Origin of the sequence: Glaciihabitans sp. INWT7 (assembly GCF_014217685.1) — a bacterium.
Lineage (GTDB): Bacteria > Actinomycetota > Actinomycetes > Actinomycetales > Microbacteriaceae > Lacisediminihabitans.
Genome location: NZ_CP043653.1, coordinates 1,403,153 through 1,428,056, shown reverse-complemented (window position 1 = coordinate 1,428,056; position 24,904 = coordinate 1,403,153). Strand labels below are relative to the sequence as shown.

Genomic DNA, 24,904 nt, shown 5'->3' with positions numbered 1-24,904 from the left:
GCCGAAAGGGCACCATGATCCCCCATCGACGGACTCACCGAGCGCCGTCCCGGTCCGGTTTCGCGATCAGGCCTGTCGCTCGAGACCCGACGCCTCATCCCACCAGGACAGCACCCGAGTCGCGAAGAACGTGAGCCAGGGCGACGGCTCGTCGACGTCGACGTCGATCTCGAACCACACCCTCCCCGGGTGCCGGCGCTGCTGCAGCCACCTGCCATCCGACTGGCGGGCGTTCCGTACCGATTCGATGGCTTCGGCGATGCGGGGGTCTGGCGCGGTGCCGTCGAACAGCGAAGCCGAACGAAAGTAGTCCACCGCATTCAGGGCGCTGTAGAAGGAGCGAAACGGATAGGCGACCCGCGTCATCCGAGCACCGAGGATCTCTCCGCGGGAGAGCGAGTACAACAGCCTGCGCCGCAGGAGGTAGTCCTCTCCCCTGCGCCTGGCTGCGCTCAGTTCGGCATTCCTCCCGGTCTGCAACTCGTAGGAGAGGATGCCCTTCAGGCTGTTCAGCGTGGAGTCGAACGACGAGCGGGTCGATCCATTTACCCATTCGCAGTTCCATCCCCCATCCTCAAGCTGGTGCTGCGGAAACCACCCCGCGAGGACGGAGACATCGGCACCGAGCCAGGCTCCGTTCGCGAGGGTCGAGGCGTTGATGCAACAATCCACCTCTCCCTCCCAGTACGGTCGGTCGTTGTACTCCCACCGGCTGTGTGCCGCGAGCGCGGCGGCGGTGCCAGAAAGGACCGCCGCATCCAGTCCCCATTCCCGAAGGGAACTGAGCGACCAGCTCGTCGCCGTCCACGGCTGCCCCGCGCCCTCCGCCGCCTCCGGAGAGTCGAAATCGAAATCGCTGGGGAAGAACGCTCCCCCGGCCCACTGTCCGTCTGGATCCTGGAGGGCGAGCAGCTGCGCTCCGAAGCCCTCGGTCGCAACGCGACCTCGCGTCGATTCCCAGACCTCGCGAGGCGACTCCAGCAGGTCGCGCTCGACCTGCCAGCGCAAGGCGACATCGGTGTCGAGGAGAAACTCGCGCACAGAGGCGGTCAGCGGTGGCGGCACCGTTCTATCATCTGGCGACCCTCTCGTTGCCGCAACCGGTCGCCCGATTCGCTGCCCCAGTTCGACCGCGCCCTGCGATCGACAACCCAGCGATCGACGACCCAGCGGCCGCCCAGCGCCCGTAGGCTTGCCGCGAGATGAACGAGACTGCGGATAGCCCCCCGGCACGACACGCCGCCGACGGCCACGACCTGATTCGAGTTCACGGGGCGCGCGTGAACAACCTCAAGAATGTCAGCGTCGACATCCCGAAACGGCGACTGACCGTGTTCACCGGGGTGTCGGGCTCCGGCAAGAGCTCCCTGGTCTTCGGCACGATCGCCGCGGACTCGCAGCGCATGATCAACGAGACCTACAGCGCGTTCCTCCAGGGCTTCATGCCGACCCTTGCACGGCCCGACGTCGACCGGCTCGAGGGCCTGACCACCGCGATCATCGTCGACCAAGAACGGATGGGGGCGAACTCACGCTCCACGGTCGGCACCGCGACCGACGCCAACGCGATGCTGCGGGTCGTATTCAGCCGTCTCGGGATGCCGCATCTCGGCTCCCCGCAGGCCTTTGCGTTCAACGTGCCCTCGGTGAGCGGATCGGGCGCGGTGACCATGGACAAGGCAGGCCGTACGGTGAAGGAGAGGCGCAGTTTCACCGTCACGGGCGGCATGTGCCCGCGGTGTGAGGGTATGGGCCGGGTCAGCGACATCGATCTGACGCAGCTCTATGACGATTCCAAGTCCCTCGCCGAGGGCGCTATGACCATTCCCGGCTACACCGCAGACGGTTGGGGCGTGCGCATCTTCACCGGCTCCGGGTTCCTCGATGCCAACAAGCCGATCCGTGACTATTCGAAGCGCGAGCTCGACGACTTCCTGTACCACGAACCGACCAAGGTGAAGGTCGGCGACATCAACATGACCTACGAGGGGCTCATCCCCAAGGTGCAGAAGTCCTTCCTCTCGAAGGACCGCGAGGCCATGCAGCCGCACATCCGCGCCTTCGTGGATCGGGCCGTCACCTTCGCGACCTGTCCCGACTGCGCTGGCACCCGACTCAACGAGGGCGCCCGTTCCTCACGGGTCGCCGGACTGAGCATCGCCGAGGCCTGCGCCATGCAGATCAGCGATCTCGCCGACTGGGTGCGGACCATCCGGGATCCGACCGTCGCTCCCCTGCTCGCCGCGCTCAGCCAGACTCTCGACTCCTTCGTGGAGATCGGGCTCGGATACCTCTCTCTCGATCGGCCGGCGGGTTCGCTCTCCGGCGGCGAGGCCCAGCGCACGAAGATGATCCGGCACCTCGGCTCCTCGCTCACCGACGTCACCTATGTCTTCGATGAACCGACGATCGGCCTGCACCCGCACGACATCGAGCACATGAACGCCCTGCTGCTTCAGCTGCGAGACAAGGGCAACACTGTGTTGGTCGTCGAGCATAAACCGGAGACGATCGCGATCGCGGACCATGTCGTCGATCTCGGACCCGGTGCGGGAACCGCAGGAGGAGTCATCTGCTTCGAAGGCTCCGTCGAGGCGCTCAGATCGAGCGACACGCTGACCGGCCGGCACCTGGACGACCAGCGCTCCCTCAAACCGGAGGTGAGGTCACCGTCCGGCTCGCTGCAGGTTCGGGGCGCGACGGCACACAATCTGCAGAATCTCGACGTCGACATCCCGCTCGGCGTGCTCGTGGTCATCACCGGAGTGGCCGGGTCGGGCAAGAGCTCACTCGTTCACGGGTCCCTTCCCCTGCGGGATGGCGTGGTGTCCATAGACCAGGGAGCGATCAAGGGATCGCGTCGCAGCAATCCGGCGACCTACACCGGGCTGCTCGACCCGATCCGCAGCGCGTTCGCGAAGGCAAACGGGGTCAAACCCGCGCTGTTCAGCGCCAATTCGGAGGGCGCGTGCCCGAATTGCAACGGGGCCGGCGTGATCTTCACCGATCTCGGGATGATGGCGAGCGTCGCCTCCCCCTGCGAGGTGTGCGAGGGCAAACGATTCCAGGCTTTGGTGCTGGAGTATCACCTCGGCGGGCGCGACATCAGCGAGGTGCTCGCGATGTCCTTGACCGAGGCCGAAGAGTTCTTTTCACGCGGTGAGGCCCGCACACCGGCGGCGCACGCCATCCTGCATCGGCTCGTCGACGTGGGCCTGGGGTACCTCAGCCTCGGCCAGCCGCTCAGCACGCTCTCCGGTGGCGAGCGGCAACGACTCAAACTCGCCATCCACATGGCGGAGAAGGGTGACGTCTACGTGCTCGACGAGCCGACCACCGGTCTCCACCTCGCCGATGTCGAGCAGCTGCTCGCCCTTCTGGACCGACTGGTGGATTCGGGCAAATCGGTCATCGTCGTCGAGCACCACCAGGCGGTCATGGCACATGCCGACTGGATCATCGATCTCGGCCCGGGAGCCGGCCACGATGGTGGGCTGATCGTGTTCGAGGGCACCCCCGCCGCACTCGTCGCCGAGCGCTCCACCCTCACCGGCAAGCACCTCGCGGCTTACGTGGAGCGTTAGCCGGTCTCGGGGAGAGCCAGGGCCCCGGTGACTGCCGCTCTTGAGGATGCCGTCAGGGAATCCACACCGTGTCGGTCGACACGCTGATGCTCGAGACCTCGCCGGTCATCGATGCCCAGAGTTTGATGTCGTCACCGGGCTGCTTCTGATAGGGCTTACCGGAGCGGTCGTGGCAGTCGAACCCGACCTCCACCTCGAACGACACACCGATGCCGTAGGTATGCCCACCCTGGAGCTGCAGTCGCACGGAGAGATCGTCGAAAGCGTGGTGGTCACTTCGTATCGCGGTTCCCCCCTGCCCGCTCTCGCGGTATTGGAACATCACCCTCGAGCCGAACGGTCTCAGCAACTCCCACTGCCCGGTCACCGGGCTGATTTCCCAGCCCGCGATGTAGACGGTGCCGCGATAGGAGAAGTTCGAAAAACCGGCGGACGAACCGACGAGGTACCACCAGCGGCTCTCGGCCACCAGATCGACGTCGGCACTGACCCGCACCGTCGAGAGCGAGTGTGTCGGGACGATCCGCACGCCGACACCGGCAGTACCGGTGTAGCTCGGGTTCAACCCGGACACATTGGTCCAGCTGAACAGGTGCCCGGTCTTCTCCGAGGCACTGCTGGCGGTCGGCTGCGGATCGGTCCAGTGGTAGCGATAGCGGTGATCGGCGGGCGGAGCGGTGATCCAGTACTTCGTCGGGTCCGCTTCCGCGGGGACATAGAGACTCGACGGCCAGGCCAGCGTGAAGATCGGCCGGTCGATGATGTATCGATCGAGGAGCGCGTCCCGGTAAGTCAGCAACGTATCGGCGGCTCCCGTTCCGTCGAGCGAATGCCGCTCGAGCTCTCGATGCACGGTATCCAAGGCACTGTGACTCGATAGTCCCAGCGAGGCTGCCGGACCGCCCGCATCATCGCGGATCACAGGGGTGGGAGATTCTTCGCTGGCAGCCGACATGGTCGCGCCTTCTTCCTTAGTGGAGCGAATGCGAACAATTGCTGGCAGCAGCGTAGCGCGATGTGTCGCGCGCGGCTAGGCGTAATGCGGCCCGATCCTCCGTCGATTCGGGAGGCCTGCGGGCACGGCCCCGCAACGCCCGACCGGGCGACCAAACCGCGCTCGCCCGCCTTAGTCAGTGGCTTCCCAGAGCTCGATGGGAAGGCCCTCGGGATCGTGGATGCGGGCGAATCGCCCGTAGTCGGGACTGTCCCACTCGGCTCGCCGCTCGACCGCGATATCGGATGCTTCCAGCGCAGCAACCAGCGCATCCAGTTCGGTGACACGGAGATTGAGCATGAACGACTGGTCGGTCGCGAAATAGTCGGTGTCCGAAGCGAAAGGGGCGAAGACGGTCACGCCGGCATCCTGCGCCCAGGAGCCGTGCTCCCCCGCCCCGATCCCGAGGTGCTCGCGGTACCAGGCGGCACGCGCCTCCGGATCCTTGCTGCGGAGGAACAGGCCCCCGATTCCCGTCACGGCCACGGCGAAACTCCCTGCACTCGGATGACTGGCACCGATCGCGCCCCTACCAATACTCCGCAGAGCACCTGCCGCCAATGGCCGCGACACTATCACCGGTGACCCTGCACCACCAGACGCCCGCTCCCCCGTGATCAGGCGTCGAAGCGCACCTCGCTGGTAGGGGTGACGGCGGCAGTACGTCCGGGAGCGCCCTGGAAACTCCAATACAGATTCGTATGTGCGATGACCTGCCCGGGCGGCGGCGCGCCCCATTCGCTCTGATCGTTCGTAGTGTGAGCATCACTCACGAGGGTGACGTCGTAGCCGCGGGTGAACGCGCCGTGGATCGTGGATCGGATGCACGCATCCGTCTCTGCCCCCGCCACCACCAGCCGTCCGGCCCCGACCTCAGCCAGCACCTGCTCGAGCTCGGTGCCCTCGAAGGAATCACCGTAATTCTTTTGTACGACGGGCTCCGAGTCGCGCCGCACGAGCTCCGGAACGTACTGCCAGCCGGCGCTGCCGTGCTCGAGGCCCTCGTCGGAGTGCTGCACCCACACGACGGCAACACCCTCGTCGCGAGCTTTGCCGACGAGGGTGTTGATGTTGCTGATGACGGCGTCACGCTCGTGAGCTTCGGCAACGACATCATTCTGAACGTCGATCACCACCAGCGCTGTGCGGGGCCGATTTGGAAGTGTCGTCATGGCTGTCTGCTCTCCGGGCAGAGAAGACCGCCCTCGAGAACACGCTAGGCCGATCAGCCGACATCCATACGGGGATTATGCGGCGGGCCACACCGGCAGGACGACACGCTTCCAGGTGGCATTCGTGACCACCGCGAAGGATCCATGCCAGGCGAGTCCCGCGGCGATGATGCCGATCCATCCACCCAGTTGCGTGATGCCCGCAATACCGGTGAACGCACCGACCGTCAAGGCGACGAAAGTGACGGTCACAGCGACAAAGGTGGCGAAGAGCACCGCGTTCGTCTTCTGCGAAGCGACCGTCATGAGGGCGGAGAAGATCGTCCAGGCAAGCAGGAACGCGCCGACTCCGGCTGCGCCGGCCGCCTTTTCGACCTCGGGGTTGGTGAGCAGCCACCAGAATGCGAGCCAGAACGCGCCATAGGAGGTGAAGGCCGTCGCACCGAAGGTGTTGCCCTTGACGAACTCCCACATACCGGCCGCGACCTGCGCGAGTCCGCCGTAAAAGAGAGCGATGCCGAGCACGGCAGCGCCGGCTCCCCCGATGATTCCGGAATTCGCCAGGCTCAGCACGAAGGTGGTGAGGGCGAATGCGCCGAGGCCGAGGCCGGCCGGGTCCGCGATGACGCGCGCCCCTGCGGCGACCGGAGTGATCGCGTTGCGGTCGAACTCCCGTGGGGTGGACTGCTGGTGATCGATGATGGTGGTCAAGTGACACTCCTTCGTGTAGCGGACATGGTGCTGGCCGGAGCGGCGGATGCCCTCCCGGGGATTGGGGGTTATCGGGCGGGAGCACGCTCTGATCGCACCGATTGCGCGCGCAACGATGCTTTGACCACCTTGCCGGTCGCCGTGCGGGGCAGCTCGACGACGAAGACGACGGAGTCCGGCACTTTGAATCTCGCCAGGGTCAATCGCGCGTGGGCGGAGATCTCTTCCGCGGTTGCGACATGCCCCTCGTGCAGGAGCACGTAGGCCTCCGGGCGTTCACCCCAGGTCTCGTGGGCGAACCCCACCACGGCGACATCCGCGACGCTGGGGTGCGAGGCTATCGAATTCTCGATCTCGATGGAGGAGATATTCTCTCCACCGGAGATGATGATGTCCTTTGCGCGGTCCTTGACCTCGATATAGCCGTCGGGATGCATCACTCCCAGGTCACCGGTGTGAAACCATCCGCCGGCGAAGGCAGCGGCGGTGGCGGCCTCGTCCCTGTAGTAGCCGACCATCACGTTGTTGCCGCGCAACACGATCTCCCCGATGGTGCTGCCGTCCCTGGCCACGTCCGCCATCTCCGCGTCGACCACACGCGGGGTCTCCGCCTGCACCATCGACACACCCTGGCGGGCGATCTGTGTTGCCCTTGCGGAGGGCGGCAGCGAGTCCCACGACTCCTGGTATTCGCAGATGGTGAACGGCCCATACGCTTCGGTGAGCCCGTAGACGTGGGTCACCCGCGCACCGAGCCTCTCGAGACGTTCGATGATGGTGGGTGACGGCGGCGCACCGGCCGTCGTGATGCGCAGCGGATGCTGGAGCGGGTGGGCTTCCTCGGCATTGGCGATCACATTGCAGACCGTCGGCGCCCCGCACAGATTCGTGACCCCGAGCTCGTCGATGGCCGACCAGATGGATGCGGGTCGCACTGCGCGAAGGCAGACATGCGTGCCGCTTGCCGCCGTGACCGCCCACGGTGTGCACCATCCGTTGCAGTGGAACAGGGGCAGGGTCCAGAGGTATACCGATTGGTTATCGAGTTTGTTGTGGAAAACCTCGCCCATCGCGTTGAGGTATGCGCCGCGGTGGCTGTACATGACCCCCTTCGGCTTGCCGGTGGTGCCGGAGGTGTAGTTGATCGAGATCACGGCGCGCTCGTCGTCGATCTCCCAGCGCAGGGGAGTCTTGTTGGCCGCCGTTGCGGAACCGAAGGCACGGTAGGACTCCTGGCCGATGCTGAGGCCGCTCTGCGCGCATCCGAATTCCGCGTCGGGGATCTCCACGATGGCCCGCAGGGTGGAACACTGGTCGCGGGAGTCTCCGACGGCCGAGGCGAACTCGGCGTCGTAGAAGAGGAGGCTCGCCTCGGAATGCTCGATCACATATCGCACCTCGGAGGGCGCGAGACGGGGATTGAGGGCGATGAGGATGCCGCCGGCCAGCGGCACCGCGAACTGCGCGATGAGCATCTCGGGCGTGTTCGGCGACAGGAACACCACGCGATCTCCTGGGATGATGCGGGAGCGGATGGCGCGCGCGAGAGCTTCGGCGGCAGCAGCGAACTCCGCGTACGTGTAGACCCGTGTGCCATAGACGATGGCGGTCTTGTCGGGGAACACCTCGGCGGAGCGCTTGAGGAAGCGCAGCGGGGTGAGCGGCGAATCGTTCGCAGAATCGAGCGGGGATGAGGTCATCGGCATGGCATTTCTCCCTTGAAATGGTCATCGTGATCGATTCGGGAGTCGGTGACTCCGGCCTGTTACGATGCAGGCTAAGGGAACATCGAAGGGCCCGACTACCGCCTAAAGGAGGTAGGGAAGTGACCGCTGCATCTCCGGGATCCGAGTCGTCTTACGACCTCGACCTGCTTCAGCGGAGTCTTCGCGCCCTCTCCTCCAGCATCGACCTGCCGATCACCTTCGGGGGGCTCGCGACCCGGGACGGTGCCCCCCTCACCTCCTTCGTCGGGACTCTCGGGCAGAGCATCCACGGGCTGGTCATCGAACCGACGCAGGGCCTCGGCGGTCGCGCGCTCGCCGAACGCCGGCCCGTCACCGCCACCCACTACCGGCAGGCGACGAGCATCACGCACCGCTACGACCGCGAGGTGTCCGCGGAAGGGATCGTCTCGCTCCTAGCGGTGCCGATCGTGGTCGAGGGCTCCGTGAGGGCCGTGATCTACGGAGGCCACCGGCAGCCGACCCAGTTCGGTGACACCGTGCTGCAGGGGGCACTTCGCGCCGCGCGCGACCTGGCCTGGGAGTACTCGGTGCACGACGAGGTCGAGCGGCGGCTCGCGGCACTGGAGAGCGAGAGCGGTCTCCCCGGCCAGCGGAGCGTCGATGGGGCTGAACGCCAGGAACATCGCGCACTGTTCGCTGAACTCCGGGAGATCGGCCGCGAGATCGACGACCCCGTTCTCGCCGGCCGACTCGATCGGGCATCCCGCGGTCTTGGCTTCAGGGAGACGCCGCGCGAGCCGAGCGCTCCCGCGTTGTCGCCTCGTGAGTTGGATGTGCTCTGCCAGGTCGCGCTGGGCAAGCAGAACGGCACGGTCGCCCGCCAACTCGGCCTCACGGAGAGCACCGTGAAGAGCTACCTCTCCTCGGCGATGCGCAAGCTCGAAGCCGGAAGTCGCTACGAGGCCGTCGTCGCCGCCCGCCGGGCCGGGCTCCTGCCCTAGCCGCCTCCGTCGGTGCGGCGGTAACACTCCACGATCAGGGCCCCGCGGATCTGCCCCAGTTTCTCGACGAGTCTGTCGATGGTCTTCGCCGAGATCCCGGGGGCACTGATATCGAAAGGCCCGATGGGCCGCAGCTTTCCGCAGCGGATGCGCACCACCTCCCAGCCCGCTGCGCGCAACAGACGATCCTTGCGCCTATCGGACTCTTCGCGTCGACCGACATGCTCGAGGCCATCTCTGCCCGTCGTGTCGTATTCGATGGCCACCCGCAGTTCGGCAAGCACGATGTCTGGCCACACCTCGTGACGCGTGAAGAACGGCCGGGCGACTCGCACCGCGTTCAGCCCGAAATGAAGGTCGAGGCGCTCGGCCAGGCGGTGGCGCAGCTCGCCCTCGGCGGCCGACGCCGGCTTGGGTGCGAGCGAGCTGACGAAAGCCTGCCCCACCTCCCCGGCACCGGGAGTCGCGCGTGCGACCCGGGCGCTGGCAGCAGGAGACCGGGGGCGCACCGGTGCCAGACTGCGCGAGGGTGACGGAGCCCGGCGTTTCGTCGCTCCCGCAGCGCACTCGGGGCACCAGGTCGAACGCCGCCTCGACTGGCCCGGTCGCTGCCGTTGCTCGTCGGGGGTCGCCACGAAACGATGGCCGGCATCGCACTGCCAGACGAGATACACCTCGGCTGCCGGAGGCACCTGGGTCAGGGTGATTCCCGAATTCAGGTCGGGGTGGTACTGGCGCACCAAGACCGGGTAACGCTCCCAGTCGCTGCGATAGCACCCGACCGGATACGGCACCTCCAGCGACTTCGACCACTGCCGCCTCGCCCACCACAGTTCGACCGGTTCCGCCATGGCAACAGGATGCCCGATCCGTCCGACACTGCGGGCCGATGCCGCCCGAGCACGGGCATCCACGCTACGAGAGGATGTCCTTCGTGGTGAATCGGCCGAAGGCGAGAGCGCCGAAGACGAGGATGTACCCGGCCTGGAGAATCGCGTTGTCGCCGAAAGAATCCCACGAGATCGGCTGGCGCAAGAGGTCGGCGAAGCCCAGCCAGTAGTGGCTGAACAGCCACGGGTGCAGCCAGTCGAGCTGCGGAAGAGAGTCGAGCACTTGCGATACGACGGAGAGCACGATCGTGGTGGCCATGGCGCCCACCGGCACGTCCGTCATCGTGGAGATGAAGAGGCCGATCGCGGAAAGCCCGAGCAGAGAGAGCGTGATGTATGCGGCGATCAGCAACGACCGCACGATCGAGTCGCCGACCTCGATGCTGTCGCCCGAGAGCAGGGTCACGGGGCCGATCGGGAACAGAGCGGCGCCGATCACGGCTCCGGCGATGGCGACGGCGAGGGTGGCCGCCAGGCAGAAGACCGCGGTGGCGAGGTATTTCACCAGGAGAAGCCGCACGCGACCCGCCGGGGCGATCAGCAGGTAGCGCAGGGTTCCTGCGCTGGCCTCCCCCGCCATCGTGTCACCGGCCACCACCCCGACCGTGAGCGGCAGGAAGAGCGGCACTGAGACGAGTAAGCCGACGAAGCTGACGAAGAGGCCGTTCTGGCTCACCTGGTCGAGGAACGCCGGGCCGCGGCCGGAAGACGAGCCGGTGGAGAGCTTCACCGCCACGGCGATCAAGACGGGTATCAGGGCGAGGGAGGCGAGCATCGCCCACGTGCGACGGCGCCGGAAGAGCACCGAGATCTCGGAGGCCAGCAGCGGCAGCCCCATGGCCGGTCGCAAGCGAAGAGCGGTTCGATCAGCCTGCGACATCGAACCCCTCCCCCGTGAGATCGACGAAACGCTGCTCGAGGCTCGGGCGATCGATGGTGAACGACCGCACCCGCACCCCGGCCTCGACGAGTGCGGCGACCACGACATCCGGAGCGGTTTCTCGATCGCCGAACGCGGCGACGAGCTCCCCGGAATCCCCACTCGAATGAGCCACGGTCATCCCGAAGCGCGAGAGGACGGCCGCGGCGCCAGCCGGATCCGGAGTCTCCAGCCGTACCCGCGCGCCACCGACCCCACGCAATTCGGAGATCGTTCCCTGTGCGACGAGCCGACCGACGCTCATCACAGCGGCATCGGTGCACACCTGCTCGATCTCCGCCAGGAGGTGGCTGGAGACGAACACGGTGGTGCCCTCCGCCGCGAGGGACCGGATGAGGCTGCGCACCTCCCGAGTGCCCTGCGGATCGAGACCATTCGTCGGCTCGTCGAGCACGAGCAGCCGCCGTGGCGTCAACAGGGCGTTGGCGATGCCGAGCCGCTGTTTCATTCCGAGGGAGTAGGCCTTCACTTTCTTTCCCGCCGCGTGGGAGAGCCCCACCCGTTCGAGCGCGGTCTGCACCCGGGTGCGCCGGGTGGCGGATGCCGCGTGGCCGTCGGCACTGTCGAGGCGGTGCAGGTTGGCCGCACCCGACAGGTAGGGGTAGAAGCCGGGCCCCTCGACGAGAGCACCGACCTCGGGGAGCACCGTGCGGAGATCATCCGGCATCCGCCTGCCGAGTACCTCGATCTCGCCGCTGGTCGCCGAGGCGAGGCCGAGAAGGAGGCGGATGGTGGTGGTCTTGCCCGAGCCGTTGGGTCCGAGGAAGCCAAAAACCGACCCGACGGGCACGCTCAGGTTCACCCCGTCGACGGCGAGCTGCGAACCGAATCGTTTGGTCAGAGCCTCTGTGCGGATCGCGAACCCGGTCGCGACGGGGTTCACTTCGCGGCGGCGGCAGCCTGGAGCTTCGCCACGGGCACCGAACCGGCGAACACGCGTCCGTCATCCGTCATCAACACGTTGACAAGACTGGTGTGGAACAGGTGTCCACCCGCCAGGGCGGTGGTCAGCTTGCCGAAGAGCGGGGAGGATGTGGCGGTCGCCGTGCCGGTGCCGGCCGGCAGCGCCACGATGGAATCCCATCCGCTGCCGGTGACCGTCGGCTTGGCGGCGTCATTGGCCGGAGCGGTGGGACGTGCGGTTTCGGCCTTCGGCGCTTTCTCCGTGACCTTCGCACCGGCGGGCGGGGTGAACGCGAAGAGGCTTGCAGCAGGGGCGCTGAGATCGAGCTTCGAGAAGCCGACGCTGAAAGCCGGAGTCTTCTGCGAACGCGCAAAGACATCGACCGAGAGCGGGAGTCCCGTCTCGGAGTCGACCGCGATCGAGACCGAGCCGACCAGGGTGTCCGCGGCCTTCGGGGTCAGCACGAGGTCGTAGGCGGTGCGGCCGGCGACGCGAAGATCGGAGCCCAGCGACACCGCGGTGCTCGAGTCCACGGAGGAGAGGAGCTTGGCGGCGAGCTGGTCGGGGGTGGCGACGTAGTCCCGGGTTGCCGACGTGGCCGCCCGAGTCGTCAGGGTCGAGTGCACTGCGGTCTTCTTCTTCGAGTCGTACAGCCACACGTCGGAGCCGCTGCGCACCAGATCCCGCTCGGCCATGCTGTCGAGCACCTGAACCCGCTGCTTCGTCGAGCCGTCGACGAAGACTCGAGCCGTGTGCGATCCGGTGAGCAACTCGAGGGCAGAACCCGCCGAGGCATCCGCCCCGGTGGTGGGCAACTGCGGCAGACCGAGACTCGAGGTCTGCGAGATCGTGCCGGACAGAGCCGTGACTTTCTCGCCGGCGGCGAGGGCGAGCACCTGGGCGGGGGTCTTCGTCGGGAGGTTCACGGCGGCATTCGCCGAGAGTGGCACGGCGACGGCGGCCGATGCGATCAATACCGGCACCGCGACGGCGGGCATCCACTTCAACCAGGTGCGTGACATGGTGTCGAAACTACTCCGCGATACCGACAGTTCGCTGCAAGATCGTGCCGGGGTTTTCGACTCACACGTCGGAGAGGCGGGGAAGAACTCTCTCCACCATGCGCTCAGTCCAGGCGACCGGATCGCTGCCGTGCGGGCTCATCGTGATCTGGTCAACGCCGATGGCGGCGTACTGCGCCATGCTGGCGAGGAATCCATCCACGTCCTCGAGCGGATCGGCACCTCCGATGATCGTCTTCTCGATGCTGGCGAGGTCGCGCTGTTCGGTCTCGCAGTGCCCGGCGAGCACCGCGATCTTGTGCTTCACGACCTCGTGGCTCACCGCGAAGAGGTTGCACGAGTCGGCGTAGCGCGCGACCAGCCGGAGCGTCTTCTGCTCGCCGCTGCCGCCGATCATGATCGGCGGTCGGGGTGCCTGAAGCGGGCGTGGGATGCAGATGGTCTCGGCCAGCTGGAAGTGGCGTCCGTCGAAACGCCCGTTTTCATCGCTCCACATCTGTCGGCAGATCTGAATAGTCTCCTCGAGCTGCTCGAATCGTTCGCGGAGCGACGGGAACGGCACACCGAGACCGAGGTGCTCGCGCTCGTACCAGGCCGCGCCGATGCCGAGCACGGCCCGCCCCTTCGACAACACATCGAGGGTGGCGATGGTCTTGGCGAGAAGCCCGGGGTGCCGATAGGTGACTCCCGTGACCAAGAGGCCGAGCGACATCCTCTCGGTGATCCCGGCGAGGAAGCCCAGACCGGTGTAGCCCTCGAGCATCGGTTCTGCGGGTCCGCCCATCTGCTCCATCTGGAACCAGTGGTCCATGAGCGTGAATGCGGAGACCCCTCCCTGGTCCGCGACCCGGGCGGTCGCGGCCAATACTGAGGCGATCGATTCCGGCTGTCCGGGAACTGTGAAGTTGGAGAAGTGGATGCCGAGTTTCATGGTTCGAGCCTACGTTCGAAGCGCGGGGCGTGGCCGATTCCGGCGCGACGCAACGCGGGACGGGATCCCGCACCCGCCCCAACTGGTGAGCTATGTTCGCCTCATGGATGAGTTGCGGCGGCTGAATGCGACGTCCGACTCCCTGGACGATCCGTTGGGCAATCCCATCGATCCCGGTCGGGAGAGTCGACTGCGCGATCGTCGACTCGACAGCCCCGAGGCCCGAAGGATCGACCTGATCGTGTCGGTGATACTCACCGCGCTGCAGGTCGCAAGCAGCGCCTGCCTGATCTTCCTCAACGTCTTCCTCCCCTTCGCGTTCGATGCGTGCGGCGATCCCTCGCTCGCCTGCGACTACACCCTCGGCACCGTCGCATCGTTCGTGGTTCCGCTGGTCTCCTTCGTGGTGCTGATCGCGACGATCGCCCTGATTGTCAGGAATCGCGCGAAATCGCGGCTCAGTTGGTGGATCCCCCTCGCCGGAATCGCTGTGACGGTCGTCGCCCTGTTGGCGGCCATCGCACTCATCAACATCGCTACCGGAAGGCCAGCACTGTGACAGACGCACCGCGACGGATGGCGGAGGATGCGCGCTGCCCCTGCCTCAGCGGCGACAGCTATGGCGAATGCTGTGCTCCCTTCCACCGGGGTGACGCCTGGCCGCCGTCGGCCGAGCGACTCATGCGCTCTCGCTACTCGGCGTTCGCGGTCGGCGACCCCGACTACCTCCTGGCCAGCTGGCATCCGGATACGCGGCCCGAGGCTTTCGAGCTCGAGGCCGGGTTGCGCTGGTACCGCCTCGATATCGTCGCGCGAACGGCGGGCGGGCTCCTCGACACCACCGGAACTGTGGACTTCCGCGCCTATTGGCGGGCAGCGGATGGCACGGCCGGAGTGCAGTCCGAGAACAGCCGCTTCGTGCGCGCGGACCACCGGTGGGTCTACCTGGGCGAAGCCTGACCGCTGATCCGGCGCGAGAGTTCGGCCGCAACCGCGCCGATCTGATCGGCGAGCTCCGGCCAGCGCTCGGGCGGGATGGCAGGTCGCGGGAACGACACGGCAATGCCCGCGGCCGGCCACCCGGCATGATCTCGCACGGCCACCGCGACGGAGGCGATTCCCTCTGTCACGTCTCCATCCTCCGCCGCGTATCCGCGTTCGCGCACGCCGTCGAGCAGTCGGGAGAGCTGAGAATAGGTGGATGGTCCCGCGTCGGAGTGGTGCACGAAACTCTCGCTGGAGGGGAAGAGAGCGCGCAGTTGCGACTTCGGAAGGGTGGCGAGCAGCGCCCGACCGCTCGCGGTGACGTGGCTGGGCAGCCGCACTCCGACATCCGTCACCAGGTGGGGGCGCCCGGGCGCGCGCTCCTCGATGAGATAGACGACGTCGCGGCCATGGAGCACCGCGAGGTGCGCGCTCTCCCCCAGTCGGTCGACGAGAGCGGAGAGAATCGGCCGACCCAGCCGGGTGAGCGGTTCCTGGCGCATGAATCCCGAACTCAGTTCGAAGGCGGCGATGCCGATCCCGTAGCGCCGCTCCTCCGGAAAATGAATCACGAAACCATGGTTTTCGAGCACTCCGAGCAGCCGGTAGACCGTCGAGCGCGGAAGCCCGAGGGCATGGGAGATGGTCGACGCGGCGACGGGCCCGCGCTGCGCCGACAGCAGAGCGAGGATGCGCAGGGTGTGGTGCGCGGCCGGTGCGGAGCCGGTCGGGTGGTCATCCATGCCGCTCCACCTCATCCGGTCGACAGTCCCGTATCTGAGACGCCGATCAGCCTACTCTCGAGCAACATCACGGCCGAGAGGTCCGCATGCCGGAGTTCCGGTCGCGTGAACGAGCGAAATGCTCGCTGAAGACGGGCAGGCAATAGTGACTCACTGATGTTCACTTTGACACCCGAACTGGGGGTGCCGCGATGGTCAACACTCGGGCGGAGCAGATGGGTAATGAAGCCAAGCATCCCAACCCTGATAGGGGATGTGCAGCACAGCACGACAGGTCATCCCCGACCCAATGACTCCTTGCCCGCGGAGTGCCATGATCCGGATCCTTATTGTCGACGACCATACGGCGTTCACCGAGCTTCTGACGGACGCTCTCGATCGAGAACCGGACCTGGTCACGGTCGGTTCGACCGACAGCGGCCGTCGTGGCATCGGGCTGTGCCGGGAGTTGAATCCCGACCTCGTCGTGCTTTATACAGCGGGTCGCCGGTGGCATCCTGCGGAATCGCGATCTTGACCAGATAGTCGCCGCTTCCGAGCGGCTCGAAGGTTCCCCCGTCGCATTCCGGATTGGACGGATCTGTCGCGATCACCGTGCCAGTGCAGGCGTCGGTGAAGCCGTAGTTGCCGTCGACGGCCGCGCCGAAGTTGGCAGCCGAAGTGCCCTGATCGGTCGGGTATGGTCCGAATTGCACTCCCTGGATGAAGCTGGAGATGCACTCCCCCGAGGTCTCCTGATCGGGCGCGAGCACGTTCTCGTCGAAGGAGGTGGGGTTGGCTGCCGCGTGGACGAGAGGCTTGCCATCGACGTCCCGTGCCACGCACCCGGTCGGACGGCTCCAGTGCTCCGAGAGGTAGGTGTTCAACAGCTTGCCCGTGGCCAGCGACCCGTCGGGAGCGAGCTCGAACGCGTCGTTCGTTCCGCCACACGGTGCGGTCGTCGTGCCGCAGTCGACCGTGGACCACAGCTCGACCGGCACATCGGAGACGCCCGGCTGCCAGTCCTCGGAGGCCGCGTATTGCGGGTCGAGCTCGTTGCGGGTCGTGTCGTAACTGACCGAACCGACGATGCCGCCGTTGCGGGGGTCGATGCCGTTGGCCCCGGTCGCATCGTAGGAATGAACCCCCCAGTCCATCGTGCCGCTGAGGCCGATGATGCTGAGCACGCTCACGTCGACGCCGGCGCCCTTCACCGTGGTCGGTGTCGGCTGGTTGTCGGATTGGTAGGTGACGCCCGTGGTGTAGAAGGAGTTGTTGAAGTTCTCCATGACGGTCCACTCGCTGAGCGGATAGGCGCTCTCGAAGTGGTAGTAGCCCGTGCTGTCGGTGGTGACGAGGTTCGTGCCCCGGTCCATCAGCGAGTTGTCCTGCTTGCGCATGGTCAGGGTGAAGTTGGGCATGACGCTCTCGCCCGGGTCCCTCACGCCGTTGCGGTTGGTGTCGTTGAAGACGTAGCCGTCGTACTCGGTCCACCATCCGCTATCGGGCAGGTTGCCCATCTTCACCGTCTCCCCGTTCTTCACGGTGACATTGACCGTGTCGAGGAAGTGGTTCTGCGGCTCGTCCCACCAGCTCAGGCTGTAGTTGCCGTCGGGCACGCCCGAGATGTCGAAGGTGCCGTTCGCGGCTCCGTGACCCACCCAGACGGCCTGGTCCCCCGCCTGCAGGTCACTGAGGGAGAGCCACGGATTGACGATCGGCTTGCCCATCTTGCTACCGGTCAGGCCGAGCCAGTAGTTGAAATCGCCGCCCTTCGGCGGGCTGTACTGCTTGACGTTGACCACCGTGCCCGTGATGTGACCGGAGCCGGTCGTGAGGGTGTTGGTGGGCTTCACGAATCCGAAGATCGGTCCGGGCACTGGTTCACCGGCGACCAGGGCCTCGGTGTCGTAACCGGTGCTGCCCTCCATGACCCAGGCGTCGAAGTCGTGGTTTCCCTCGAGGGTCGTGGTCTGGATCCAGGTCTGGCTGGAGGGAGCGGAGGCGGTGAGCGCGTACCGGTTGCTTCCCAGGTGAGGCATGGTCAGGATGCCGTCGGCATCGCTCACGCAGTGGCCGCCCGAGCCGGGGATCGGCACCGGCAGCATGTCCGGGTCAAGACTGGCCATGGGGATGACATGCGTGATCGGGTCTTCTCACTGGTACACGGTGCACAGGGGGTTTCCGTAGACGTCGGTCTGCACTTCGCCCAGAGTGTCGGCGATGTGGCCGGTGAAGCCAGCAAGGCCGGGCTCCCCCTGGTCGATCGTGCCGTTGGTGGTCGCGCTGTCCTGGAAGATCTGCGCGCGGAGGGTCGAATCCGGCAGAGGGGTCGGCTGCAGTTCGACGGTGACAGGGCCCGATGTCGGGAACGGCACGGTGAAGTGCGCGCCGTCGATCTTGTACCCGTCGGAGAGCACCGAGATCAGGTATCGCCCGTTCGGCAGGTCGATGCCGGGGGCGAAGTCCGCCTGGTCGCCCTGGCGCACGATCGGGCTCGTCGTGTGCGGCGTCTCACTGATCGACGTCCAGTCGCACGAACCCGGATACCCGCTGTCGAGAGTGTTGCAACCGGAGCCGAGCGCAGGGCTCCGCTGGGCGGTCGAGCCGCTGTTGTCCTCGTTGATCATGTAGGTGAAGCTCAAGACGTGGGCGCCCTTGGTGACTCCGGTGCCCGCGAACGCGCGTGGTTCCGTGCGGGCGCTGATCACATTGAGGGTCAGGGTGTTCGTCGTCGCGGCCTGGGCCGGCTGGGGAGCGGGTGCCACGAGGAAGGCGATGGGCAGGGCGACAGCCGTGACGATGACCACGATCCGCTTCCACAGCGGCCGCGCCGGCAGCAGAAACCGTGAGGTTGTTCTCGTCGACACCATGATGACCTCCGAAGTCGGGACGAGATCATGATGATCGGGCGCGACGGCGTGGCAAAGCCCTACCTGAGGGGTGCCCGATCCCCAATATTGGGGGTGTCGATCGTGCCTGAGAGACCGCGAGTCGGCGGTGTCCGCTGAGGACCCCGCCTCAACTCGCATTCGGCACCGGGGCGGGATTGATGGGTGAGGCCGGCACTGGGACGCACATCATGTCTCGTATCTGAGACAGCGGTGTTCGTCTGACTGTGGCGCGGGCCCGGGCTAAGGAGTCTGATGGGGTCCATGCAGCTTTCCATGACCATCCCCCCGGTCGTCATCGGCGTGGGCGCGCTCACCCCGGAGCAGGTCGTCGCGGTTGCGAGACACGACGCCCCGATCGAGATCGACACCCCGGCGCGCGGCGCGGTAGTCGCGAGCCGGGAGACCATCGAGCTGCTCGCGAGCGACAGCGAACCGCACTACGGCATCTCCACCGGCTTCGGCGCTCTCGCCACCACCTTCATCGCCGAAGACCGCCGTCGCCAGCTGCAGCGCAGCCTCGTGCGTTCGCACGCCGCGGGGTCCGGTGCCGAGGTCGAACGCGAGACGGTGCGCGCGCTGATGGCGCTCCGGCTCTCGACTCTGCTGACCGGCCGCACCGGCATCCGCCTCGAAACAGTCCTGGCCTACGCGGGGATGCTCAATGCCGGCATCACCCCGGTCGTGCGCGAATACGGATCGCTCGGTTGCTCCGGCGACCTGGCACCGCTCGCCCATTGCGCCCTTGCCCTCATGGGCGAGGGCACGGTGCGCGACCGTGACGGCATCCTGATGCCTGCCGCGGATGCGCTGGTCGCGGCGGGGCTCACCCCCGTCGTTCTCGCAGAAAAGGAGGGCCTCGCCCTCATCAATGGCACCGACGGGATGCTCGGCCAGCTCGTGCTCGCTCTCGACGACCTCCGGAGGCTGCTCTCCACCGCCGATCTGTCCGCGGCGATGTCCGTCGAAGCGTTGCTGGGCACCGACGCGGTCTTCGCGGCGGACCTCGCCGCCCTTCGCCCCCAATCCGGCCAGCAGGTATCGGCCGCGAACCTCCGCCAGCTACTCGCCGGCTCGCCGATCGTGCAGAGCCACACAGGGCCGGAGTGCACTCGTGTGCAGGACGCATACTCTCTGCGTTGCGCACCCCAGGTGCACGGGGCGGCCCGCGACACGGCCGAGTATGCGGCGACTATCGCCGCTCGCGAACTCGCCTCGGCGGTGGACAACCCCGTCGTCACCCACGACGGCCGGGTCGAATCCAATGGCAACTTCCACCGCGCGCCGGTCGCCTATGTGCTGGACTTCCTCGCCATCGTGATCGCGGATGTCGCGAGCATGTCCGAGCGCCGAACGGACCGCATGCTCGACCCCTCCCGCAGTCAGGGCCTCCCCGCCTTCCTCGCCCACGAGGTCGGCGTCGATTCCGGGCTGATGATCGCCCAGTACACCTCGGCCGGCATCGTCTCCGAACTCAAGCGGCTCGCCGCACCGGCGTCCGTCGACTCGATCCCTTCCTCGGCGATGCAGGAAGACCACGTGTCCATGGGCTGGGCGGCGGCCCGCAAGCTGCGGAGGGCCGTCGACGGACTCACCAGGGTGCTGGCCATCGAGATCCTCACCGCCTCCCGGGCCCTCGATCTGCGCTCTCCCCTTCTTCCCGGCCGCGCCACCGGTGCCGCTGTCGCCGAGGTGCGGCGGGATGTCGCCGGGCCGGGACCAGACCGCTACCTCTCCCCCGAAATCGAGTCGGTCGTCGAGGCAGTCGCCTCGGGACGCCTCCTCGCCGCCGTCCGCACCGTCATCGGAGAAATCGCATGAGCCTCAGCACCCCCCGCACTCCCCCGGTCTCCGGCCCGCGGCCGGTACGCGCCGCCCGGGGCTCGATCCTCACGGCCAAGAGCTGGCAGACCGAGGGACCGTTGCGCATGCTGATGAACAACCTCGACCCCGATGTCGCAGAGCATCCCGACGATCTGGTGGTCTACGGCGGCACGGGCAAGGCTGCGCGCAACTGGGAGTGCTACGACGCCATCGTGCGCACCCTCGAGACCCTCGAGAGCGACGAGACGCTCCTCGTGCAGTCCGGAAAGCCGGTGGGTGTGTTCCGCACCCACGAGTGGGCACCTCGCGTGCTGATCGCCAACTCCAACCTCGTCGGCGACTGGGCGACCTGGCCGGAGTTCCGTCGCCTCGAGCAACTGGGGCTGACGATGTACGGGCAGATGACCGCGGGCTCATGGATCTATATCGGCACGCAGGGCATCCTGCAGGGCACTTACGAGACCTTCGCGGCGGTCGCGGACAAGCGGTTCGACGGCACTCTCGCCGGCACGATCACCCTCACGGGTGGCGCGGGCGGCATGGGAGGGGCGCAGCCGCTCGCCGTCACGATGAACCACGGCGTCGTCCTCATCGTGGATGTCGACCGGTCCCGGCTCGAACGCCGGATGGCGAAGGGCTACCTCGACGAGCTCGCCCGCGACCTCGACGACGCGCTGCGCCGGGTGATCGCCGCGAAGGAGCTGCGTATCCCCCTGTCGGTCGGCCTGGTCGGAAACGCCGCGACGGTCTTCGCCGAGCTCCTCGCTCGGCACGCTCCCATCGACATCGTCACGGACCAGACCTCCGCTCACGATCCCCTCGCCTACCTCCCGGAGGGCATCGCCGTCGAGGACTGGAAGCAGCGCTCCGCCGACGATCCGCAGGGTTTCACCGAGCTGTCGCGCGCGAGCATGGCCACGCAGGTCGCCGCCATGGTGGGATTCCAGGATGCCGGCGCCGAGGTCTTCGACTACGGGAATTCCCTGCGCGCCGAAGCGAAGCTCGGCGGCTACGACCGCGCTTTCGACTTTCCCGGGTTCGTACCGGCCTACATCCGCCCCCTCTTCGCCGAGGGGAAAGGGCCGTTCCGGTGGGTGGCCCTCTCCGGCGACCCCGCAGACATCGCGGCCACGGATCGCGCCATGCTCGAGCTGTTTCCGAACGACAAGAAGCTCCACCGGTGGATCACCGAAGCAGGCAAGAAGGTGCACTTCGAGGGACTGCCCGCGCGCATCTGCTGGCTCGGCTATCAGGAACGCCACCTTGCCGGCCTCAAGTTCAACGAGATGGTGGCGACGGGAGAACTCAGCGCCCCCCTCGTGATCGGTCGCGACCACCTCGACTCCGGCTCCGTCGCGTCCCCTTATCGGGAGACTGAGGGTATGGCGGATGGCTCGGATGCCATCGCCGACTGGCCGCTGCTGAATGCACTGCTCAACACCGCTTCGGGGGCCACCTGGGTGTCGATCCACCACGGAGGCGGTGTCGGGATCGGTCGGAGCATCCATGCCGGGCAGGTAGTGGTGGCCGACGGCACCGACCTCGCCCGCGAGAAGATCGAGCGGGTACTGGTGAACGATCCGGGCACCGGGGTGATGCGGCATGTCGATGCCGGCTACGACCGAGCAGCCGAGGTCGCCCGCGAGCGTGGACTCCGCGTGCCGCTATGGGAATACTGAGTGACCACTTTCCACTGCGCGGTGCTCGTGCGAGCCGGATCCGTCACCGAGCGTGTGCGAATCGAGACGGATCAGTCCGGAACCATCGTGAAGATCGTCACCGGGGTCGAGGCTGGCCCCGGGGATGTGCGCCTCGCGACCGTGGTTCCGGGGTTCGCCACCGCTCACTCGCACGCATTCCACCGGCTCCTGCGAGGCACGACGCATGCCGACGGCGGCGACTTCTGGAAGTGGCGCGAAGCGATGTACGGGGTCGCCGCGCTGCTCGATCCCCCACTGATGTTCCTCGTCGCCCGCGCGGTCTTCGCCGAGATGCTGGTGAGCGGCTACACCGCCGTCGGCGAGTTCCACTACCTGCATCACCGGGTGGACGGCGCGGCCTACCCGGCAGCTCACGCGATGGAGATCGCTACCGGGGAAGCCGCGCGCGCAGTCGGCATCCGCCTCGTGTTGCTCGACACCTGCTATCTCGACGGCGCCATCGGGGCACCCCTCTCCCCCCAGCAGCGTCGTTTCGGTGACGGATCGGCCGCTGGTTGGCTCGCGCGCTGGCATTCCCTCCGAGACGTGATCGAGGGCGACCGGGTGACCCTCGGTGCCGCCATCCACTCGGTGCGAGCCGTCTCCCCGGCGGCGATGGCGGAGCTCCGAGACGGGCTGGGCACCGGGACACCCCTGCACATCCACGTCTCCGAACAGCCGCAGGAGAACGCCGACTGCATCGCCGCCTACGGGCACACTCCGGTCGGCGTGCTTGCGAGTCTCGGGATGCTCGGCCCCCGTCTCAGCCTCGTGCACGCCACCCACCTCACGGCAGCCGACCGCACTCTCGTCGGCGCCTCAGGCTGCACTGTCGTGATGTGCCCGACGACCGAAGCCGACCTCGGAGATGGCATCGGTGATGCCCTCGGGCTGGCAGCGGCCGGAGCCCGGATCGCGATCGGTTCCGACCAGAACGCGGTCATCGATCCCCTGCTGGAACTGCGCGGCCTCGAAGCCGGAGAACGGCTCTCCTCGGGTCGTCGCGGTCGGTTCTCGCCTGCCGACCTTCTGGACGCGGGCACGGGCGCCGGTTACGCCAGCCTGGGCATCAGCAGTACTGTGCTGGCCCCCGGGGATCCGTGTGACCTCGTCGAGCTCGACCGGGCCTCGCTGCGCACCCTCGGGTCCGCCCTCGACCAGCTGTTGTTCACGGCGACCGCGAGTGATGTGCGAAAAGTGATCGTCGGCGGCCGGATCGTCGCCGAGAGCGGTCGACTCACCGCCGGGGCCGCCCGCCCGGAGGTGCTGCTCGCTGAGGCACTCGACGCGGTGGCGGCTGCCTGATGTCCGAACTCATCACCGACATCGGCGAACTCACCACGCAGGGCGACGAGAGCGCCAGGCTGCACGATGCCGCGCTGGTGATCGAGGGCACACGGGTCGTGTGGATCGGATCGGCCGGCGACGCGCCCGCCGCCGACACCCGCACCTCCGTCGGCGGCCGGGCCGTGCTCCCCGGCTGGGTCGACTCGCACAGCCACCTGGTCTTCGCCGGCAGTCGCGACGCAGAGTTCGAGGCGCGCATGGCCGGGCGGCGCTACGAGGCGGGCGGGATCGCGACCACCGTGGCTGCGACGCGCGCAGCACCCGAGGCCGGGCTGCGTGAGTCGGCGACGACACTGCGGCACGAGGCCGAGCATCAGGGCACCACCTTCCTCGAGACGAAGACCGGCTACGGACTCGACGTGGAGAGCGAGCTGCGCTCTGCGCGGGTCGCGGCCTCCGTTGCCGACACGGTCAGTTTTCTCGGCGCTCACGTCGTCCCTCCGGGCATCGATCGCCGCGACTACCTCGACCTGGTGACCGGCCCGATGCTCATGGCCGTGGCGCCTCACGTGCAGTGGATCGACGCCTTCTGCGAGGTCGGCGCGTTCGATGTCGAGGAGTCGCGCGAAGTGCTGCTCGCCGGCAAAGCGGCAGGCCTCGGGCTTCGCCTCCATGGCAACCAGCTCGGCTTCAGCGGAGGTGTCGAACTCGCGGTCGAACTGGGATGTGCGAGCGTCGACCACTGCAACCATCTGGATACGGGCGACATCGATGCCCTCGCGTCATCCGGGACCGTCGCGACCCTCCTGCCGGCCTGCGATCTGTCGACCCGGGAGCCGCTCGCACCCGGCAGGGCACTCCTCGACGCCGGAGTCGGGATCGCCCTCGCGAGCAACTGCAATCCGGGCAGCTCATACACCACATCGATGCCGTTCTGTGTGGCTGTCGCAGTGCTCCAGATGGGGCTCAGTGTCGATGAGGCCGTCTGGGCGGCGACCCGCGGAGGTGCACGCGCTCTCGGACGGGACACGGGAACGGAGGCTGTCGGCGCCCTGCGTGTCGGCGGTCGGGCCGACCTCCAGGTGCTCGATGCACCCTCCGTCGTACACCTCGCCTATCGGCCCGGGGTACCGCTCACGGCGGCGGTGTGGCGCGGCGGCATCCGCACTCCTCCGTCACAGCCGGCCTTCTAGCGCTGCATCTCTCGGGCGCACTCGATGCAGAGGGCCGCGCTCGGCCGCGCTTCGAGACGGGCGTCGCCGATCGGGCGGCCGCATCGCACGCACGCACCGTAGGTGCCGGCGGCAAGCCGGGCGTGCGCAGCGTCATTCTCTTCGAGGCGGGCGCGAAGGCCGCTGCCGATCCCTTCGATGCGAGACCAGTCCGAAGAAAGGGTGGATCCCTCGGGATCGTGTTCATCGTCGGCGGAGGCATCGGCGCGGGCGACGCGAACACCGTCGAGCTCCGAACGGGTGCTGTCGATGCCGCGTTCGAGTTCGGCGCGCTCCGCGGCCAGCACCGATTCGATCTGGAGCCGATCCGCTGGGGAATTCGGATCTGGGGATTTCGGATCTGCGGATACCGGCCTCGGGGATACCGGATCAGGCATTCCGCGATCCCCTTCCCGAGGGCACTGCACCCAGATTTCGGGCGCCACAA

23 protein-coding genes are annotated in these 24,904 nt (G+C 67.2%); 8 read left to right on the top strand and 15 right to left on the bottom strand.

Translation table 11 applies throughout. The features are described 5' to 3' along the window. Positions 1-66 precede the first annotated feature (66 nt). The gene (locus F1C58_RS06980) at positions 67-1,065 is read right to left on the bottom strand and encodes a squalene cyclase (protein ID WP_255461325.1); all 999 of its coding nucleotides are present in this window, start codon (positions 1,063-1,065) and stop codon (positions 67-69) included. A gap of 137 nt (positions 1,066-1,202) precedes the next feature. On the opposite strand from F1C58_RS06980, the gene F1C58_RS06975 reads away from it, so the two are divergent. After that, on the top strand, positions 1,203-3,584 hold the full coding sequence (locus F1C58_RS06975; protein WP_185203694.1) for an excinuclease ABC subunit UvrA: 2,382 nt from the start codon (positions 1,203-1,205) through the stop codon (positions 3,582-3,584). A 52-nt stretch (positions 3,585-3,636) separates the two neighbouring features. Here the strand turns inward: F1C58_RS06975 and F1C58_RS06970 are convergent, their stop codons facing one another. The 5 genes from F1C58_RS06970 to F1C58_RS06950 all read right to left on the bottom strand — a co-directional run bounded on the left by F1C58_RS06970 (position 3,637) and on the right by F1C58_RS06950 (position 8,161). Next, positions 3,637-4,539 carry a hypothetical protein gene (locus F1C58_RS06970; RefSeq protein ID WP_185203693.1) on the bottom strand — a complete coding sequence of 301 codons (903 nt, stop codon included), beginning with the start codon at positions 4,537-4,539 and terminating at the stop codon, positions 3,637-3,639. Positions 4,540-4,710: 171 nt separating this feature from the next. After that, entirely contained in the window at positions 4,711-5,064 is a 354-nt protein-coding gene (locus F1C58_RS06965) for a VOC family protein (RefSeq protein WP_185203692.1), read from the bottom strand. Positions 5,065-5,195: 131 nt separating this feature from the next. Further along, complete coding sequence (locus tag F1C58_RS06960; RefSeq protein ID WP_185203691.1) at positions 5,196-5,750, bottom strand: cysteine hydrolase family protein; 555 nt, start codon at positions 5,748-5,750, stop codon at positions 5,196-5,198. A 75-nt stretch (positions 5,751-5,825) separates the two neighbouring features. Further along, entirely contained in the window at positions 5,826-6,461 is a 636-nt protein-coding gene (locus F1C58_RS06955) for an acetate uptake transporter (RefSeq protein ID WP_255461324.1), read from the bottom strand. Between the two features lie 68 nt (positions 6,462-6,529). Then, positions 6,530-8,161: an AMP-binding protein gene (locus tag F1C58_RS06950; protein WP_185204035.1), complete on the bottom strand. Its 1,632-nt coding sequence runs from the start codon at positions 8,159-8,161 to the stop codon at positions 6,530-6,532. A gap of 125 nt (positions 8,162-8,286) precedes the next feature. Between F1C58_RS06950 and F1C58_RS06945 the strand changes: the two genes are divergently transcribed. Further along, positions 8,287-9,150 (top strand): LuxR C-terminal-related transcriptional regulator, encoded by an 864-nt coding sequence (locus F1C58_RS06945; protein WP_185203690.1) that lies wholly within the window; start codon positions 8,287-8,289, stop codon positions 9,148-9,150. Here F1C58_RS06945 and F1C58_RS06940 read toward each other — a convergent pair. From F1C58_RS06940 to F1C58_RS06920, 5 genes are all read right to left on the bottom strand, one after another. Next, positions 9,147-10,001, bottom strand: a complete 855-nt coding sequence (locus F1C58_RS06940) for a zinc-ribbon domain-containing protein (protein ID WP_185203689.1) — start codon at positions 9,999-10,001, stop codon at positions 9,147-9,149. The genes F1C58_RS06945 and F1C58_RS06940 overlap by 4 nt on opposite strands. A gap of 64 nt (positions 10,002-10,065) precedes the next feature. Continuing rightward, entirely contained in the window at positions 10,066-10,920 is an 855-nt protein-coding gene (locus F1C58_RS06935; RefSeq protein ID WP_185203688.1) for an ABC transporter permease, read from the bottom strand. Further along, entirely contained in the window at positions 10,907-11,863 is a 957-nt protein-coding gene (locus F1C58_RS06930) for an ATP-binding cassette domain-containing protein (RefSeq protein ID WP_185203687.1), read from the bottom strand. Before F1C58_RS06930 ends, F1C58_RS06935 begins: the two co-directional genes overlap by 14 nt. Further along, a complete protein-coding gene (locus tag F1C58_RS06925) occupies positions 11,860-12,906 on the bottom strand; it encodes a sigma-E factor regulatory protein RseB domain-containing protein (protein ID WP_185203686.1) in 1,047 nt (348 codons plus the stop codon). The genes F1C58_RS06930 and F1C58_RS06925 overlap by 4 nt, the downstream gene beginning before the upstream one ends. A gap of 61 nt (positions 12,907-12,967) precedes the next feature. Continuing rightward, complete coding sequence (locus tag F1C58_RS06920; protein ID WP_185203685.1) at positions 12,968-13,837, bottom strand: LLM class F420-dependent oxidoreductase; 870 nt, start codon at positions 13,835-13,837, stop codon at positions 12,968-12,970. Positions 13,838-13,940: 103 nt separating this feature from the next. On the opposite strand from F1C58_RS06920, the gene F1C58_RS06915 reads away from it, so the two are divergent. Both F1C58_RS06915 and F1C58_RS06910 read left to right on the top strand, forming a co-directional pair. Further along, a complete protein-coding gene (locus F1C58_RS06915; protein WP_185203684.1) occupies positions 13,941-14,396 on the top strand; it encodes a hypothetical protein in 456 nt (151 codons plus the stop codon). Beyond that, complete coding sequence (locus F1C58_RS06910; protein WP_370543693.1) at positions 14,393-14,797, top strand: YchJ family protein; 405 nt, start codon at positions 14,393-14,395, stop codon at positions 14,795-14,797. The genes F1C58_RS06915 and F1C58_RS06910 overlap by 4 nt, the downstream gene beginning before the upstream one ends. Here F1C58_RS06910 and F1C58_RS06905 read toward each other — a convergent pair. The 3 genes from F1C58_RS06905 to F1C58_RS06895 form a co-directional block, all read right to left on the bottom strand. Beyond that, entirely contained in the window at positions 14,779-15,564 is a 786-nt protein-coding gene (locus F1C58_RS06905; RefSeq protein ID WP_255461323.1) for an IclR family transcriptional regulator, read from the bottom strand. The two genes, F1C58_RS06910 and F1C58_RS06905, sit on opposite strands and share 19 nt — an antisense overlap. A gap of 395 nt (positions 15,565-15,959) precedes the next feature. Beyond that, positions 15,960-17,672, bottom strand: a complete 1,713-nt coding sequence (locus F1C58_RS06900; protein ID WP_185203682.1) for an SdrD B-like domain-containing protein — start codon at positions 17,670-17,672, stop codon at positions 15,960-15,962. A 27-nt stretch (positions 17,673-17,699) separates the two neighbouring features. Beyond that, positions 17,700-18,416, bottom strand: a complete 717-nt coding sequence (locus F1C58_RS06895; protein ID WP_185203681.1) for a hypothetical protein — start codon at positions 18,414-18,416, stop codon at positions 17,700-17,702. A gap of 294 nt (positions 18,417-18,710) precedes the next feature. On the opposite strand from F1C58_RS06895, the gene hutH reads away from it, so the two are divergent. The 4 genes from hutH to hutI are packed head-to-tail and all read left to right on the top strand — an operon-like array spanning position 18,711 to position 24,438. Continuing rightward, positions 18,711-20,255, top strand: coding sequence for a histidine ammonia-lyase (gene hutH / locus F1C58_RS06890; protein WP_185203680.1), 1,545 nt, complete (start codon positions 18,711-18,713; stop codon positions 20,253-20,255). Continuing rightward, entirely contained in the window at positions 20,252-21,937 is a 1,686-nt protein-coding gene (hutU, locus tag F1C58_RS06885) for a urocanate hydratase (protein WP_185203679.1), read from the top strand. Before hutH ends, hutU begins: the two co-directional genes overlap by 4 nt. Then, positions 21,938-23,263 (top strand): formimidoylglutamate deiminase, encoded by a 1,326-nt coding sequence (locus F1C58_RS06880; RefSeq protein WP_255461322.1) that lies wholly within the window; start codon positions 21,938-21,940, stop codon positions 23,261-23,263. After that, positions 23,263-24,438, top strand: a complete 1,176-nt coding sequence (hutI, locus tag F1C58_RS06875) for an imidazolonepropionase (protein WP_185203678.1) — start codon at positions 23,263-23,265, stop codon at positions 24,436-24,438. Before F1C58_RS06880 ends, hutI begins: the two co-directional genes overlap by 1 nt. Here hutI and F1C58_RS06870 read toward each other — a convergent pair. Continuing rightward, on the bottom strand, positions 24,435-24,854 hold the full coding sequence (locus F1C58_RS06870) for a TraR/DksA C4-type zinc finger protein (RefSeq protein ID WP_185203677.1): 420 nt from the start codon (positions 24,852-24,854) through the stop codon (positions 24,435-24,437). The two genes, hutI and F1C58_RS06870, sit on opposite strands and share 4 nt — an antisense overlap. Positions 24,855-24,904 lie beyond the last annotated feature (50 nt).

Coding starts and splice junctions, on each gene's coding strand:
- hutI (WP_185203678.1), top strand. CDS start 23,263: ATGTCCGAACTCATCACCGACATCGGCGAACTCACCACGCAGGGCGAC.
- F1C58_RS06970 (WP_185203693.1), bottom strand. CDS start 4,539: ATGTCGGCTGCCAGCGAAGAATCTCCCACCCCTGTGATCCGCGATGAT.
- F1C58_RS06935 (WP_185203688.1), bottom strand. CDS start 10,920: ATGTCGCAGGCTGATCGAACCGCTCTTCGCTTGCGACCGGCCATGGGG.
- F1C58_RS06895 (WP_185203681.1), bottom strand. CDS start 18,416: ATGGTGTCGACGAGAACAACCTCACGGTTTCTGCTGCCGGCGCGGCCG.
- F1C58_RS06975 (WP_185203694.1), top strand. CDS start 1,203: ATGAACGAGACTGCGGATAGCCCCCCGGCACGACACGCCGCCGACGGC.
- F1C58_RS06905 (WP_255461323.1), bottom strand. CDS start 15,564: ATGGATGACCACCCGACCGGCTCCGCACCGGCCGCGCACCACACCCTG.
- F1C58_RS06960 (WP_185203691.1), bottom strand. CDS start 5,750: ATGACGACACTTCCAAATCGGCCCCGCACAGCGCTGGTGGTGATCGAC.
- F1C58_RS06915 (WP_185203684.1), top strand. CDS start 13,941: ATGGATGAGTTGCGGCGGCTGAATGCGACGTCCGACTCCCTGGACGAT.
- F1C58_RS06900 (WP_185203682.1), bottom strand. CDS start 17,672: ATGGCCAGTCTTGACCCGGACATGCTGCCGGTGCCGATCCCCGGCTCG.
- F1C58_RS06920 (WP_185203685.1), bottom strand. CDS start 13,837: ATGAAACTCGGCATCCACTTCTCCAACTTCACAGTTCCCGGACAGCCG.
- F1C58_RS06950 (WP_185204035.1), bottom strand. CDS start 8,161: ATGACCTCATCCCCGCTCGATTCTGCGAACGATTCGCCGCTCACCCCG.
- hutU (WP_185203679.1), top strand. CDS start 20,252: ATGAGCCTCAGCACCCCCCGCACTCCCCCGGTCTCCGGCCCGCGGCCG.
- F1C58_RS06870 (WP_185203677.1), bottom strand. CDS start 24,854: ATGCCTGATCCGGTATCCCCGAGGCCGGTATCCGCAGATCCGAAATCC.
- F1C58_RS06940 (WP_185203689.1), bottom strand. CDS start 10,001: ATGGCGGAACCGGTCGAACTGTGGTGGGCGAGGCGGCAGTGGTCGAAG.
- F1C58_RS06925 (WP_185203686.1), bottom strand. CDS start 12,906: ATGTCACGCACCTGGTTGAAGTGGATGCCCGCCGTCGCGGTGCCGGTA.
- hutH (WP_185203680.1), top strand. CDS start 18,711: ATGACCATCCCCCCGGTCGTCATCGGCGTGGGCGCGCTCACCCCGGAG.